At 68.0% G+C, this 14,690-nt stretch carries 16 protein-coding genes; 9 read left to right on the top strand and 7 right to left on the bottom strand.

Annotated elements, in window-relative coordinates; genetic code table 11:
- Nucleotides 1-140: 140 nt before the first annotated feature.
- The 3 genes from E0W60_RS00425 to cls all read right to left on the bottom strand — a co-directional run bounded on the left by E0W60_RS00425 (nucleotide 141) and on the right by cls (nucleotide 2,982).
- Nucleotides 141-464 (bottom strand): hypothetical protein, encoded by a 324-nt coding sequence (locus E0W60_RS00425; RefSeq protein WP_135702590.1) that lies wholly within the window; start codon nucleotides 462-464, stop codon nucleotides 141-143.
- A gap of 324 nt (nucleotides 465-788) precedes the next feature.
- Complete coding sequence (locus E0W60_RS00420; protein WP_135702588.1) at nucleotides 789-1,433, bottom strand: TetR/AcrR family transcriptional regulator; 645 nt, start codon at nucleotides 1,431-1,433, stop codon at nucleotides 789-791.
- A 112-nt stretch (nucleotides 1,434-1,545) separates the two neighbouring features.
- Nucleotides 1,546-2,982, bottom strand: coding sequence for a cardiolipin synthase (gene cls / locus E0W60_RS00415; protein WP_135702586.1), 1,437 nt, complete (start codon nucleotides 2,980-2,982; stop codon nucleotides 1,546-1,548).
- 438 nt (nucleotides 2,983-3,420) lie between these two features.
- Here cls and E0W60_RS00410 point away from each other — a divergent pair, with 438 nt between their 5' ends.
- Nucleotides 3,421-4,176, top strand: coding sequence for a response regulator transcription factor (locus E0W60_RS00410; RefSeq protein ID WP_133093332.1), 756 nt, complete (start codon nucleotides 3,421-3,423; stop codon nucleotides 4,174-4,176).
- Here the strand turns inward: E0W60_RS00410 and E0W60_RS00405 are convergent.
- Nucleotides 4,173-6,011 (bottom strand): EAL domain-containing protein, encoded by a 1,839-nt coding sequence (locus E0W60_RS00405; RefSeq protein WP_135702584.1) that lies wholly within the window; start codon nucleotides 6,009-6,011, stop codon nucleotides 4,173-4,175. The two genes, E0W60_RS00410 and E0W60_RS00405, sit on opposite strands and share 4 nt — an antisense overlap.
- A gap of 258 nt (nucleotides 6,012-6,269) precedes the next feature.
- On the opposite strand from E0W60_RS00405, the gene E0W60_RS00400 reads away from it, so the two are divergent.
- From E0W60_RS00400 to E0W60_RS00390, 3 genes are all read left to right on the top strand, one after another.
- A complete protein-coding gene (locus E0W60_RS00400; RefSeq protein WP_135702582.1) occupies nucleotides 6,270-7,889 on the top strand; it encodes a methyl-accepting chemotaxis protein in 1,620 nt (539 codons plus the stop codon).
- A 209-nt stretch (nucleotides 7,890-8,098) separates the two neighbouring features.
- Entirely contained in the window at nucleotides 8,099-8,695 is a 597-nt protein-coding gene (locus tag E0W60_RS00395; protein WP_135702580.1) for an HAD domain-containing protein, read from the top strand.
- A gap of 152 nt (nucleotides 8,696-8,847) precedes the next feature.
- The gene (locus E0W60_RS00390) at nucleotides 8,848-9,216 is read left to right on the top strand and encodes a 5-carboxymethyl-2-hydroxymuconate Delta-isomerase (RefSeq protein ID WP_133093198.1); all 369 of its coding nucleotides are present in this window, start codon (nucleotides 8,848-8,850) and stop codon (nucleotides 9,214-9,216) included.
- A gap of 261 nt (nucleotides 9,217-9,477) precedes the next feature.
- On the opposite strand, the gene E0W60_RS00385 is transcribed toward E0W60_RS00390, so the two are convergent.
- Nucleotides 9,478-9,936: an HU family DNA-binding protein gene (locus tag E0W60_RS00385; protein ID WP_063241379.1), complete on the bottom strand. Its 459-nt coding sequence runs from the start codon at nucleotides 9,934-9,936 to the stop codon at nucleotides 9,478-9,480.
- A 272-nt stretch (nucleotides 9,937-10,208) separates the two neighbouring features.
- Nucleotides 10,209-10,454 carry a hypothetical protein gene (locus tag E0W60_RS00380; protein ID WP_135702578.1) on the bottom strand — a complete coding sequence of 82 codons (246 nt, stop codon included), beginning with the start codon at nucleotides 10,452-10,454 and terminating at the stop codon, nucleotides 10,209-10,211.
- Nucleotides 10,455-10,659: 205 nt separating this feature from the next.
- Between E0W60_RS00380 and E0W60_RS38005 the strand changes: the two genes are divergently transcribed.
- Both E0W60_RS38005 and E0W60_RS00370 read left to right on the top strand, forming a co-directional pair.
- Nucleotides 10,660-10,884, top strand: a complete 225-nt coding sequence (locus E0W60_RS38005) for a response regulator (protein ID WP_205751611.1) — start codon at nucleotides 10,660-10,662, stop codon at nucleotides 10,882-10,884.
- A 75-nt stretch (nucleotides 10,885-10,959) separates the two neighbouring features.
- A complete protein-coding gene (locus E0W60_RS00370; RefSeq protein WP_240745789.1) occupies nucleotides 10,960-11,262 on the top strand; it encodes an ATP-binding protein in 303 nt (100 codons plus the stop codon).
- A 19-nt stretch (nucleotides 11,263-11,281) separates the two neighbouring features.
- On the opposite strand, the gene E0W60_RS00365 is transcribed toward E0W60_RS00370, so the two are convergent.
- A complete protein-coding gene (locus E0W60_RS00365; protein ID WP_135702576.1) occupies nucleotides 11,282-11,779 on the bottom strand; it encodes a DUF962 domain-containing protein in 498 nt (165 codons plus the stop codon).
- A gap of 180 nt (nucleotides 11,780-11,959) precedes the next feature.
- Between E0W60_RS00365 and E0W60_RS00360 the strand changes: the two genes are divergently transcribed.
- The 3 genes from E0W60_RS00360 (at nucleotide 11,960) to E0W60_RS00350 (ending at nucleotide 14,648) form a co-directional block, all read left to right on the top strand.
- Nucleotides 11,960-12,730: a Crp/Fnr family transcriptional regulator gene (locus E0W60_RS00360; RefSeq protein ID WP_135702574.1), complete on the top strand. Its 771-nt coding sequence runs from the start codon at nucleotides 11,960-11,962 to the stop codon at nucleotides 12,728-12,730.
- 27 nt (nucleotides 12,731-12,757) lie between these two features.
- Nucleotides 12,758-13,615: an arylamine N-acetyltransferase family protein gene (locus E0W60_RS00355; RefSeq protein WP_135702572.1), complete on the top strand. Its 858-nt coding sequence runs from the start codon at nucleotides 12,758-12,760 to the stop codon at nucleotides 13,613-13,615.
- Nucleotides 13,616-13,883: 268 nt separating this feature from the next.
- Nucleotides 13,884-14,648 (top strand): SDR family oxidoreductase, encoded by a 765-nt coding sequence (locus E0W60_RS00350; RefSeq protein ID WP_135702570.1) that lies wholly within the window; start codon nucleotides 13,884-13,886, stop codon nucleotides 14,646-14,648.
- Nucleotides 14,649-14,690 lie beyond the last annotated feature (42 nt).

Genomic DNA, 14,690 nt, shown 5'->3' with positions numbered 1-14,690 from the left:
TGCCGTAGCTGCCTGGCTGCCGTAGCGTCTGGTCCGGACACAGCGTCAGGCGCCCGGCGGTAGCGCCCCTCGTCTTCAAACGGGATGGCCGGGAGCCGTGCGCCCTGGTCATCCCCGCAGCCATCCTTGCCGGACATCTGTCACCGGCCCCTGCCTCCGCCACGTCCGCCAGCGGCCCAGCCGCCTCTGCCACGACCGCCGCCGCCATGCCAGCCGTGGTGTCCATGGTGTCCGTGCTTCCAGCCGTGACCGCCGCCATAGATAAATGCAAAGCTGCCGTAGTAGCTGCCATATCCGGGGCCGTAATAGGGGTAGCCGGGCGTGACCGGGTAGCCGCTGTAGTACGGCGAGCTGACCGGGTATGCGGGATAGGCCAGGTAGTCGTCGCCGGCATAGGGGTAGGGATAGGCCACGCACCCGCTGACCAGCGCCGCCGCAAGCAACACTCCATAACCGTAACGCATAGGTCCTCCTTGCATCGCCAGCCTGGATTGCGGGCACAGGGTTAGACCGCAGCGGCTGGCATGCAATTCAACCGGCTTGCACCGGCGCCCGGCCCGCGATTTGCGATGACTTGGCAAGCACTGCGCCCAGCACAATGCGAGTAACGACAATTCAGGGACATATTTAGGAATTGTCCGATATTCGCATGAGAAAGCCCGTATTACATTGCCCTTGCACCCGGCCCGCGGGTGCCCCGACAGAGCCAGGTTGCCCCCCTTCCTGGTTCCTTTCACTGCCACGATGGTCCCCGCCATCGTGGCAATTTTTTTGGCCGCGACGCGGGCTTACAGGCCCTTCTCGACCATTTCCAGCAACCGTTGCCCGAGCGGCTCCGCCATTTCGCGCGCGCGGCTGCGTAACGGGCCGTCGATCAGCAGGATCGCCAGGCCGTGCACGGCGGACCAGGCCAGGTACTCGGCGCCGGGCCGCCGCTCGGGTGGCAAGGCACCGGCCTCCACCAGCTTGTCGAGCGCGGCGCCAAGAAGCTGGAACGGATTGAGTCCGCTGTTGCCCGCCTTAGCGGGGTCGGCGTCATCCTCGACTTCATCTGGCACGGAGAATGCCGTGCGGAACAGGCCGGTTTCCGCCAGCGCGAAGCGAAGGTACCCCGTGCCGACCGCGCGCAGGCATGCGCGCGCATGGGCAGCCGCGCCACGGCCCGGGCGCAGTCCGCCGATCTCGGCCTCCATGGCGATCGCCAGCGACGACAAGGCCGACGCCCGCACCGCCTGCAGCAGGTCCTGCCGGCTGGCAAAGTGCCGGTACGCCGCATTGGGAACGACGCCGGCGCGGCGCGTGGCTTCGCGCAGCACGATGGCGTCGGGGCCGCCTTCGCGGGCCAGGTCGATGCCGGCGTCAAGCAAGGCTCGGCGCAGGTCGCCATGGCGGTAAGTGGCGCGCGCCGGCGGCGCGGGGACGGCCGGCTTCATGCGGTTCCCCTGTGATGCTGGATTCGGTTCATTATCTGTAGGCGCTTATAGTGAACAGTGTACACAAGCAAAGCGCCACCGGCTTGCCGCAGGCCGGCATCCGCAGCCGGAATCAGAGGATGGGGGCGAACAACTTGGCCACGTGCATGGCCACGCGCAGCGGCGCGGGCGCGCCCAGGAACTCTTCCAGCCCGACCCGTCTGGCGTTGGCAAAATCGGTTTCCAGCATGGCCGCCACGTCGGCAGCGAAGCCCTTGTCCGCCGTCATCACCATCAGCTCGAAGTTGAGCCGGAACGAACGGTTGTCGAGGTTTGCCGTGCCCACCGCGGCGGCTTCATCGTCGATCAGAATCACCTTCTGGTGCAGGAAGCCCGGCTGGTAGCGATACAGCTTTATTCCGGCGGCGACTGCCTGATATGCATAGATGGTCGACGCGGCGTAGACGACCAGGTGATCGGGACGCGCCGGTATCAGGATGCGGACATCGACGCCGCGCAGCACCGCCAGCCGCAGCACGGCGAACACCGCCTCATCCGGCACGAAATACGGCGACGTGATCCACAGCCGGTGCCGCGCCGACTGGATCGCCTCGACAAAGAACAGCGAACACGTTTCCTGCGAGTCCGCGGGACCGGTTGGCACCACCTGGCAGGTCATGCGGCCGCCCACCTCGGGTGGCGGCATCAGCAGATGCGGGACTTCGCGCGCGGCCCAGTACCAGTCTTCGGCAAAGGACATCTGCAGGTCCAGCACGGCACTGCCGCGCAATGCGATATGGGTGTCGCGCCACGGCGCCAGCGGCGGACGCTCTCCCAGGTATTCCACGCCGACATTGTGGCCACCGATAAACGCCTCGCGCCCGTCCACGACGACCAGCTTGCGATGGTTGCGGAAGTTGAGCTGGAAGCGGTTGACGAAGCCGCGATGCGTGGAAAACGGCCGCGCATCGACGCCCGCCTCGAGCAGCGTGCGCACGTAGCGGCGCGGCAGCGCATGGCAGCCGATGCTGTCGAACAGGAAGTAGACCTCGACGCCGGCCCGCGCGCGCTCGCACAGCAGCGCCTGCAGGCGCCGGCCCAGCGCATCGTCGTGGACGATGAAGAACTGCACGATCAACACCTGCCGGGCCTGGGCGATCGCGGCAAAGATGGCATCGAAGGTCTGCGTGCCGTTGACCAGCAGGCGCACGTCGTTGTTGGCCAGGCATGGCATGCCGGTCAGCCGCGGCAGCGCGCGCATGCAGAGTTGCGTCGGCGCGTGCACCACGCAGGCGCTGCGGGCCTCGCGTTCGCGCGGGGTCATGCCGTGGCGGATCTCGCGCAGCCGGTCGTCATTGAAGCGCCGCGCATCGACATAGCCGGCAAAGGTGCTGCGCCCGAAGATCAGGTACGGGACCAGCGTGAAGTACGGCATCATCACCAGCGACCCCGCCCAGGCGATCGCGCCAGGCGCGGTGCGCACCGTCATGACGGCGTGCAGCGCCGCCATCACGCCGACGACGTGAAAGGCCAGGAGGATGAAGGCGATGACACTCGGGCTCTGCAGCATCGGTGGCTTGAGTCCCCGGACCGGAACACGATGCGCGCTATTTTGGCACACCGCGGGCCGGATGTTGATGCCGCGTCGCACGCCTGCCTTCTTTTTTGGCACGCCGACGGGATGACGGTGCCATGCGGCCGCCAGGCATGGTGCAGGCCCGTTGTCCACAGGATCTGTGGACAACTTCTGCGCTCTCGCTCCCCCCAGGCCATCATTGGCTGCCCCTTACCGCGCCGGAACAAAAAGGGCAAAAACGGCGAACTGTTCGGAAAGGTCCGATTGATCCACGGCATCAGGCTTTTTACCCTTTGAGGCCGCAAGGTGCTCCGTCATTCGCAGCCTGGCATGCGCCGCGCTTCGGTTCCGATCCCGTTCAACGCTGTCCGATAGCCGCCTCCTTCCTGCCGTTCTCACACCCCGTCACGCTCGCTTCGTATGCCGTCGCCGATCACTATTGCGCTGCTGCTGGGCAGGTCGCCCCAGTTGCAGGACGTTCCCGACCTGCTGGTGCGCTCGGGTTTTCGCTGCAGCGTCTTCGACGCGGGCCGCGACCTGATCCACAGCGCCCTGCAGCAGACCTACGACATGCTGCTGGTTCCCGACGAAGTCGCCGACATCCCGGCCATCGACGTGATCCGCGCGGTGCGCAGCGCACGCTCGCGCGATGTGCCGATCATGATACTGGGCAGCGACAGCAGCGAAGACCGCCTGGTCGACGCGCTGGATGCCGGTGCTGACGACTACATGTGCCGTCCGCTCAGCCACCGCGTGCTGCTGGCGCGCATCGCCGCGCTGCGCCGCCGCGTGACCGGCGAGCGTTTGCGCCAGGGGTTGGTGGTGCGGGCCGGCCCGTACCAGCTCAACAGCGTCGGGCGCTTCGCCACGCTGCGCGACGAGCGCATCGAACTGACGCCGAAGGAATTCGACCTGGCCATGCTGCTGTTTTCCAACGCCGGCCGGGTGCTGCCCAACAGCCGCATCGAGCAGACGGTATGGCGCCATGAACTGCCGCCGCTGTCGCGGGCGCTGGCGGGCCTGATGTCGCGGCTGCGCAAGACGCTGCGGCTTGGCATCGAGAACGGCATCATCGTCACCGTCGTCTACGCCCATGGCTATCGCCTCGATGTGCTGGAGGAAAGCAGCCTGCCGCGGCTGCCGGTAACAGGTCGTGAGCTGGCCGCGCGCAAGCCCTCTGGTTGCTAGGCCTGCAGCGCTGGCGCCAGCGACAGGAACTCGAGCACCGCCATGCCCGTGGCCGAACGCTTGGCCTCGCGCTTGGCGACTGCCGCGGCGGCGCCGATATGCTGGCTGCCCAGGCGCTGCAGCGCAGCCACGCCCTCCCCGCTGACGCACACCACGCCCGCCGCCATCGATACCGGCGGAAAGAACACCGGCAGGCCGCGCCGGTCTTCGCCCTGCATGCCGCCTGCGGCACGATCCCCCGGCGCATACATGGCGAGTGCCGCATCGTTGAAGCGCCGGATCGCCTCTCGCATCCGCGCCGGCCAGTCGCTGCTCTGGAACAGCACCAGGAAGTCGTCGCCGCCGACATGGCCAATGAAATCGCGCGCGGGGTCGCACGCCTCGGCCAGGATCGCGGCGGCGCCCTTGAGCATTTCGTCGCCCTTCCAGTAGCCGTACTTGTCGTTGAACGGCTTGAAGTGGTTCAGGTCGACATAGCACGCGTGGAACTCGCTGGCGGCGTCGATCAGGCGCTCGATATGCTGGTTGAGCGGGATATTGCCGGGCAGGAACGTCAGCGGATTGGCATAGCGTGCCGCCTCCATGCGCACTTCGGTGATCGCGCGGATCAGGTCGGCACCGGTGCCCAGCCCGATATAGCGGCCTTGCTCGGTGATCAGGAAGCCATCGGCCAGCGAGCGTGTGTTCTCTCCGGACAGGATCTGCGCCATTTCCTCCAGCGTCGCGCTGCGCTCAAAGCAGGCCGGCTCGCGGTTGGCCATGGCAATGCAGGCCTTCTTGCCATACAGCTCGCGGTGGAACGGCGCGGCGTAGCGGTCGATAAAGCCCTGGCGGCCGATGATGGCAAGCGGCCGTCCATCGTCATGGACCACCGCCACGGCATCCAGCTCGGGCTGGTTCTGGAACATGCGCAGCACCGCGTCATTGCTGGCGGCGGGCGACACGGTCGGTGCCGGACGCAACAGCCGCCCGGCGGTCATGCCGGACCAGCCCGAGCGCACCACCTGCGGAAACACCGCGATATGCCGGGACGCCAGCGTGCGCAGCACCTGCGGTGCCACCTGCGTATCCGGGCGCGCCGACGGCCTGCCGATGTAGTAGCCCTGCGCACCGGTCACGCCGAGGTCGCGCACCACCGCAAGCTCATCCTCATGCTCGATGCCCTCGGCAATGACGCGCCCGCCAAAGGCGCTCATCATGCGCATCACCGCACGCAATATCTCCAGCCGCCGCGAGCACGAGCCGATGCCGCGTATCAGCGACTTGTCGATCTTGACGAACTGCGGCGACAGTTGCGCCAGCAGGTCCAGGTTGGCATGGCCGGAGCCGAAGTCGTCCAGCGCATACTGCATGCCCAGCTCGCGCAGCAGCGACGTGGCCGTGCCGAAGCTCGCGGCATCGCCGATCGGGGTCTGCTCGGTGACCTCGATCACCAGCCGCGACGGTGCGATACCGGCGCGCAGCAATGCCCCCGACAAGCGCTCTCGATCGGCCAGCAGATGCCGCAACGTCATCGGGCTGAAATTCAGGAACAGCTTGCCCGGCAGTTCCAAACCGCGCCAGGCGGCCAGCGCGGTGCGCGCCGTCTCGATTTCCAGCGCGATGGTGTTCTCCACGCCCTGCGCCAGGCGGAACAGGGCTTCCGGCAATGCGTAAGGCGATCCCGCGGGGCCGCGGACCAGTGCTTCGTAGCCGAGCAGTTCGGCATTGCCGGCGTGCACGATCGGCTGGAACACCGCATGCAGCGGCGGGATCTGCGCGCGTGGCACCACCGGCCCGGCCGGTACGCCCGGGATGAGGAGGAACTGTGGCTGTGCGGCGTCGTGGCCGGGCATGAGTCGATCCGGGAGGCGAACAGATGGGCAGGGCAGCACGGCCCTGAGGGCGGGCCACATTGCATGACATTGATATGACAGCACGATGACAGTCCCATGCTTGTCATGTCACGGTTTCGTCACATTGATCGTTCACCATCCGTGCGCCGCCAGCGACCCTCCCGCACGAGGAAGGCGCGACGGCAAACCGGGTCAAGCCCGGGCTGCGCTGCCGCCCGCTGCGGTTGGCTGGACGCGCGCCCGTCAGGAGTCATCTCCGTGTTGCACGTCATCAAGTCAAGCCTGCCGGGCCGCCGCCCGGCTTTTGCCGCGCTGGGCCGGGCGGCCTCGCGCCTGAACCGCCTGCCGCTGGTCGCACGCCTGTGCGCCGCCTTTGCCCTGGTCTACCTGTTCGGGGCCGCGGTCGGGCTGACCGGTATCGCCAACCTGGTGTCGATCAAGGCGCGCACCGATACCCTCTACCAGCAGGACATGCATGGCGCCATGTCGGCCGAGCGCGCGCATTCGGCGCTGGCCGCACTCGGCCGCGCCCAGCTGGCGCTGACCATGGCCACCAGCGGCGCCGAGCGCGACACCGCCGCCGCCGAGATCGACCAGGCGCTGGCGCGGCTCGACACGGCGCTGGCCGGCGTGCGCCAGGCCAATGCCACGCAGGCCGGACCGCTGCTCGAGGCGCGGCAGCGCGCCGCCGAGCTGGTGCAGGGCTATGTCGCGCTGCTGCGCAAGCAGCCGCTCGATCCGCTCCAGTTTGACAGCGCGGTCTCGGTCGAGGGCCACTTTGTCACCGAGCAATTGCAGGCACTGAGCCAGCGTATCGAGGCGGTGCGCGTGCGGCAGGAGCGGCAGGCCGCCGCCACCGTGGCAAGCGTCGCCAGCAGCCAGCTGCGCGCGCAGGCGTGGATGGTGGCCCTGCTCGGCGCCAGCCTGCTGGCCGCGGCAGGGCTCGCGTGGATCGCCGCGCGCAGCCTGCGGGCCGAGCTGGGCGGCGAGCCGCGCGACGCGGCCGAGATTGCGCGGCGCATTGCCGCCGGCGACCTGACCGCCACGATCGCGCTGCATCCCGCGGATCGCAGCAGCATGCTGCACCACGTGGCGGGCATGCGCGACCAGCTCGCCGGCGTGCTGGCCCGCATTCATGGCTCCGCGCAGGAGATCGCCGCGGCCAGCCAGCAGATCGCCGCCGACAACCACGCCTTGTCGGCCCGCACACAGCTGCAGGCCAGCGCACTCGATGCCGCGGGTGCCAGCATGGAGGCGCTGGCGGGCCGCGTTGCCGACGCACACGCCCAGGCGACCGAATCGAGCCTGCTGGCCGACCAGGCGCGCACCGCCACCGATGCCGGCGCGGATGTGGTGCGGCAGATGCGCGGCGCCATGGACGCGCTGCACGGCCACTCGCGCCATATCGCGGAGATTGTCAGCGTGATCGAGGGCATCGCGTTCCAGACCAATATCCTGGCGCTCAACGCCGCCGTCGAGGCCGCCCGCGCGGGTGCGGCCGGGCGCGGCTTTGCCGTGGTCGCGCAGGAAGTGCGCGCGTTGGCCCAGCGCAGCGCCGATGCCGCGCGCGAGATCGGCGGCATCATCGGCACGGCCACGCATGAAATCGGCCTGGGCGCGCGCCTGAGCGGCGACGTGGTGGCAGCCATGGAGCGTATCGCCACCGCGGTCCAGCACAGCCATGCGCTGGCCGGAACCCTGTGCACGCTGGCCGACCAGCAGGCCGCCAGTGTGCAGGCGGCTGCCGGATCCGTCACGCAGCTGCGCCAGACCGCCCAGCAGAACGCCGCGCTGGTGGATGAGCTGGGCGGACAGGCCGGGCGCCTCGATCACCAGGCCGCGGTTCTGGCCGAGGATGTGGCGCGTTTCCGCTTCTGAACAGCCCTTTGTCGCGCGCCGTTATCGGCGATGCGTCGGACAGATGTGTCTGTCCGAAACATTTGACATGGGGAAGTAACCGGCATTTACGACTTCCTCGACAAAGTTACAGAACTGTTTCAACTGAAGCGGTGCCGGTTACGTGCAGGGCGCTGGCTGCCTAGTAATCTTGCCTCACACCAACTGAACTGGCATCCGCCCAGGAAACCATGGCTGAACGACTGATCATGCTGGACGTGCCCGGCGTCCTGTACTCCGACCGCTCCCGCGCCCGCCTCGGCGGCATTCCGGATTCGGGCACGCTGCGCGATGTCAGGTTCTTCGACCCGATCGCGCTCGGCTTCGTCCGCCGCCTGTTCGGTGTCGCCGGTGCGCGCGTGGTGGTGTCCGATGCCTGGCGTCGCGGCACGCCGGCGGCGATCCTGCAGCAGCTGGACCTGCAGATCGAGGCCATGACCCCGGCCGCCACCGGCGGCCACGGCGCAGAGATCGCCGCTTATTTTGCGCAGGCTGCGGCGCCCGTCCACTACGCGATCCTGTCATGCGCCGCGCCCGAGTCCATGCCGGAAGCCATGCGCGATCACCTGGTCAGCGTCGATCCGGCGCTCGGCCTGACGCTTGAGAACTTCCAGCAGGCGCTCAGCATCCTTGGGGTGGCCTGCCCGTCCACGGTGATGCCCGCGCCCAAGCTCGATGCCGGGCTGAAGGCCAAGCTGGAGCAGCTGCAGCAACTGGCGCGCGAGAACCCGGCGCGCTTCGCCACGGAGCAGGCTGCGCAAGTCATGCGTGAGTACGTCCACGCCTGATCCGCAGCCACCTTCGCGGCAAGCCAAGCGGGGCGCCTTCGGGCGCCCCGTTGCATTCCACGTGGCGCGCGATCCCCGCTTGTTCCCGTATCATGCTCGCTCTCGCCGGCATTCCCGCCGGCCCCATCGCCAGGATCATCCAGGATACCGCCATGCCCCACCTCGTCATCGAACTCACGGAAAACACCCGCCTGAACTGCTCGCAGGAAGAGTTGCTCGACGAAGCCAACGCCGCGCTGCTGGCATCGGGGCAGTTCCAGGAGGCCGATATCAAGTCGCGCTGCATCACGCTGTCGACTTACCGCCAGGGCGTGGATGCCGCGGAACGCGCGTTCGTCCATGCGCGCCTGTCGATCCTCGATGGCCGCGACACTGCCGTGCGCCAGGCGCTGGGCCAGGCCGTCTGCGACGTGATCGCCGACGCCGTGCGCACGGGCGTGGACGGTGGCCAGTCGGTGCAGGTATCGGTGGAAGTGTGCGAGATGCAGCGCGCCACCTTCGCCAAGCAGGTCATTGGCTGAGCCACGGCAACGCGCCGGCAATCGCCGGCCAGTAATTCCCGGCCAACAAAAAACCCGCGGCCCTCTCAGGCCGCGGGCACCAGCTTCGGGGAAGACGCCGAAGCCTGTCATGGGGAGCGCCCCCGCACCCATGACGTCTGGGATTCTAGGGGGACGCCCGCGCTGGCGGATTGACCTGGATTAAATGGCCCACATTGTCCCAGCCATGAAAAAAGGAGCCGCGAGCGGCTCCTTTTTCATTGGGACAGGCTGTGGCGCAGATCAGGCCGCGGCGTCCTTCAGCTTCTTCAGCGGGCGCACCTTCACCTTGACGCTGGCCGGCTTGGCCGGGAACCAACGCTCTTCACCGGTGAACGGGTCCTTGCCGAAGCGCTTCTTCTTGGCCGGGACTTGCTGTGCCGTCACCTTCAGCAGGCCCGGCAGCGTGAATTCACCAGCGCCCTTCTTGTTCAGCGCGCTGACGATGGTGTTTTCCAGATGGGCCAGGACCGTCTTCACGGTCTTGGCTTCCAGTTCCGTCTGGGCTACCAGGTGAGCGACCAGGCTCGACTTGTTGAAGGTGTCCTTCAGCGGGCGCGCAACGGGCGCAGCGGCGGAAGCAGCCTTCTTGGCCGGCGCGGCCTTCTTGGCGGCAGCCTTCACGGGTGCCTTGGTTGCCGCGGCCTTCTTGGCAGCGGGCTTGGTTGCAGTCTTCGCGGTCGGTTTCGCTTTGGTCGCCATATCGATATACGTAAGTTGAACGATGGATGCCGGCTTCATCGTTTTGCATCGCTCAGCAGCGCTGCGCAAAACGCCTTGTCGGCGCCCACTGAATCATAGCGGAAACAACCGTAAGTCAAGGGGTTTTCGTGCATGCGAAGCGCAAAACCCCGTGAAAACCCCGGGTTTTGTCGTAGCTTTGCCTCAGTGAAAACGCGAAGAGGGCCTACGTACCCCCGTTTTGGCGCTTGCACACGCTGCGCGACGCGAACATGCGGACCGGATTGCGTGCCTCAGCCGCGCACCGGAAGCGCAAGCAGCGGGCCTGCAAACAGCGCGCCGAGCGCGAGCAGCGGCAGCGGCAGCGATGCATCAGCTTGCGCCCATGCGTGCGACAGTGCCGGCAGACTGGCCTGCATGCCGAACACGCTGGCCACGCACAGCAGCGAAACCGGTGCAACGGCCGCAAGCGCCAGCGTGCGCAGAGGCCTGTTGCCAAGGGGCGGCGAATCGCTGGCGAGGGTCTCGGGTGGGGACATGTCCGGTTCCTTGGATGGGATGCGGGGCATTGTCGGCGGCGCTGGCTGAACCCTGCCTGAGCGTTTCGTTCAGCCCGCGTTCAGGCTTTTTGTTGCAAGCTTCGGGCCATGAAGCGCTTTTCCGCGCCGCTGCGGCGCCCCGCCCGCATGCTGTCCGCTGCCGCACTGGCAGCGCTGCTGGCGCTCGCGGCCATGCCTGCCGCACATGCCGATTCTGATCCTGACCGCGCGCGACAACTGGACCGAGAAGGTCGAAGGCATCGACGCTGGCGCCGACGACTACGTGGCCAAGCCCTTCCGCATGGAAGACCTGCCGGCGCGCGCACGGCATGGCTGTGCCGGAGCTGCAATGCGGCCCGGTTCGGATGAATCCGCGCGCCGGCACTGTCACCGTCAACGGCGGGACGGTGGTGCTGACCTCGCTCGCTAGAAAGCCGGGCGCGAACTGGCGCTGGAAGTCGAAGGCAACGGCCATTTTGCCGGCGACCGCCAGGACCTCGTCGAGATGCTCGGCAACCTGCTCGACAACGCCGGCCAGTGGGCGCGCACGCGCGTGCGCGTCACGCTGCGCGAGGCTGGCGGCGAACTGGAAATAGCGGTCGAGGACGATGGGCCGGGCATGCCGCCCGAGGCGCGCGAACTGGCCACCGCCCGCTTCGGCAGGCTGGACGAGGCGGCTGCCGGCAGCGGGCTGGGCCTGGTGATCGCCACCGAGATCGCTGCGATGTACGAAGGCAGCCTGACGCTGGCAACCAGCCCTTTGGGCGGGCTGTCGGCACGTCTGCGCTTGCCGGCAGGCCTGCCCTGATCCGCTTCACAATGCCCTGTCAGTGCGCGCGTGCCGCCATCGCGTCGCGCGTGTCGCGCGCCAGCCCCAGCGCGAAAGCGGTTTCGGCAACCAGGAACAGCGGGCCGATCAGCAGGCCCACCAGGTCGTCGACAAACGCCGGCTTGCGCCCTTCGTAGTAATGGCCGATGAACTGGATAATCCACCCCGCCACGAACAGGCCGGCCCCGGTGGCCAGCCACGCAGCGGTCGGCATGGCGGCAATGTGCGCGCCGGCATAGAGGAAGAGCGCCAGGATCGACGCCATCGCCACGCCGAAGCCCAGCGACAGGCGCAGGTAGAACAGGCACGACAGGATATACACCAGCATCGCCGGGGTCAGGTGGGCGGAGCCGTCGCCCAGCGGCATGGCCGGCCGCGCCAGCAGCGTGGTCACCGCCAGCACGATCATCGGGATGCCGATGAAATGGGTGACGATATTGCGCGAATCTCGGTGGTAGGCGGCGTAGTTGGCCAGGTACTCGATCAGGGTTTTCACGGGGCGTCTCCTTGTGTGCGCAGGCGTGCGCGGAAGCTGCCGCCTGCTGCTGTCCGCGCTCGGGTCGCGATGTGGATTTATAGTAGTGGGCGCATACCGGCGGGTCTGTCTGGTTTTTGACAATCTGCCGGCACACCGGTTTTGACGACCTTTCGCCCCAACAGGAAACAGGAGACCGGCATGGGATCCGCGCCCCCGCCGCACCGCCACGCCCCGCTGCCGGCCCGTGCCGCGCCAGCGCGCGCGCGGCCGCACAACTCGCTGCCGGAGGACGACCCGCTGGCCGCGGTGCGCGCCGGCGCCTGGTTCAGCCACTTGCCGCCGGGGTTGCGCCAGGCACTGCTCGACGACGGCTGCCTGCGCCGGCTGGTGCCCGGCGAGACCTTGTTTGCCCGAGGCGACCGCTTCGACGGCCTGTACTGCGTGGCCAGCGGCACCGTGCAGATCCATGCCAGCGGCGAATCGGGCAAGGCGGCGCTGCTGGGACTGCTCGAGCCCGGCAGCTGGTTCGGCGAGATCTGCCTGTTCGACGGCCTGCCGCGCACGCACGACGCGCGCGCGGTCAGCGCCGCCGCGCTGTGGCACGTGCCGCGCGCGCCGCTGGAGCGGCGCCTGGCGCAGCATCCGGCATGGTGGCAGGCGTTCGGGCGGCTGCTTGCCGCAAGGACGCGCCTGGCCTTCGACTATGTCGAGGAGACACAGCTGCTGCTGCCCGCGGCACGCATTGCCCGGCGCCTGGCCGCGATCGCGCACGGCTACGGCAACCTGCCGGCGCGTGCCGATGCGGTGCTGCGCGTGCGCATCCCGCAGGAACAGCTCGCGCAGATGCTGGGACTGTCGCGCCAGACCGTCAACCACGCCCTGCGCGAACTCGAAGCCCGCGGCCTGCTGCGGCTGGAATACGGCGGTATCGAGCTGCTCGACCTGGCCGCGCTGGAAGTGCTCAACTGAATCCGCCACCGTGGAGGCCTGCCTGCCATGATCACGCTAGAAGCCGCCCAACTCGACGCCTATTGCGCGCGGCTGGGCATCGCCGCCCCGCCCTCGCCCACGCTGGAGGCGCTCGACGCCGTGCTCGGCGCGCAGCTGGCCAGCATTCCGTTCGAGAACATCGACCCGCTGCTGCGGCGGCCGGTCAGCATCGATGTCGACGCCGTTTTCGACAAGCTGGTCACGCGCGGGCGCGGCGGCTACTGCTTCGAACTCAACACGCTGCTGGCGGCGGCGCTGGCAGCGTTCGGCTTCAGCGTGACGCCGCTGGCCGCGCGCGTGCGTTGGGGCGTGCCCGATGCGGTCGAGACCGTGGCGTCGCACATGCTGCTGCGCGTGGAAGTGGCGCATCGCAGCTATGTCGCCGATGTCGGCTTCGGCGGACCCACGCCGTTTCGCGCGATGGCGCTGTCCGCGCCTGCCGACGACGACTTCCCCTACCGGCTCGCCAGCTCCCCGCCGGAAGCGGCCGGCAGCGCGTTCCATAGCTTCGACCTGGAGGCGCGTGGCGATACGGGCTGGCTCAAGGTCTACCGCTTCGACCTGACGCCGCAGCCATGGATCGATTTCGGGCCGCGCAACTGGTATGTCTCGACGCATCCGGACAGTGTGTTCCTGCGCCGGCTGATGGCCGCGCGCACCGACGGCGGCACGCGCGTGACGCTGGCCGATGGCGATCTGGCCGAACGCGCGCCGGACGGCAGCGTGCGGCGCCAGCGGCTGGAAACGCCTGAGGCCGTGGTGCAGGTCCTGGACGAACGCTTCGGCATACGGCTCGACGATGCCCTGCGGCACGAACTGATGGCGGCGCTGCCGCTCTTGCTCGCGGCTAACGCGCACGCATGACCGCATGAAATGCGCGGCGTGCGCGCCACCTTGCAGCGTTGCCGTGCCGCGCTGCACCAGACCTTCATGCACGCCGCGCATTGCCCGCAGAAAGAATGCTGATATGGCCGTCATCCGGGCCGTTGCGCTGTGGACTCGGCTGGCGCGCCACCACCATAATGATCCGTCGATGCAGCGTTTGCGCCGCATCGCCAGGACCACAGCGCGGCAGACCCGCCGCCTGCATGAAGCCGGCCGCTGACGCCGGCGCAGCTATACAGGAGACTCCATGTCATTGTTCGATCTGACGGGCAAGGTTGCCATCGTCACCGGCTCCTCGCGCGGCATCGGCCGCGCCATCGCCGAGCAGATGGCCGTCCAGGGCGCCAAGGTAGTGATTTCTTCGCGCAAGGCAGAGGCCTGCCAGGAAGTGGTTGACGCGCTCAATGCACGCCATGGCGCCGGCACGGCCATCGCGGTGCCCGCCAATATCTCGTCGAAGGAAGACCTGCAGCACCTGGTCGACGAAACCAACCGGACCTTCGGCAAGATCGACGTACTGGTTTGCAATGCCGCGTCCAACCCGTACTACGGGCCGATGGGCGGCGTCTCGGACGACCAGTTCCGCAAGGTGCTGGACAACAACGTCATTTCCAACCACTGGCTGATCCAGATGGTCGCGCCGCAGATGATCGACCGCAAGGACGGCTCGATCATCATCGTGTCGTCGATCGGCGGCCTGCGCGGCTCGCCGACCATCGGCGTGTACAACATCTCCAAGGCCGCGGATTTCCAGCTGGCGCGCAACCTCGCGGTGGAATTCGGGCCGCACAACGTGCGCGTCAACTGCATCGCGCCGGGCCTGATCAAGACCGACTTCGCGCGCGCGCTGTGGGAAGATCCGGAGCGCTACAAGCAGTCCACGCAGGGCGCCCCGCTGCGCCGCATCGGCGAGCCGATCGAGATTGCCGGCGCGGCCGTGTACCTGGCCTCCGCCGCGAGCAGCTTCATGACCGGCCAGGCGCTGGTGGTCGATGGCGGCGTGACGATCTGACCGGTATCCTGAGTTGTACCTGAGCTTCTGACGCAAGCGTTG

Source organism: Cupriavidus oxalaticus, from assembly GCF_004768545.1.
GTDB lineage: Bacteria > Pseudomonadota > Gammaproteobacteria > Burkholderiales > Burkholderiaceae > Cupriavidus > Cupriavidus oxalaticus_A.
The sequence above is the reverse complement of the archived record's forward strand: the minus strand, read 5'-3'. Positions and strand labels throughout refer to the sequence as shown.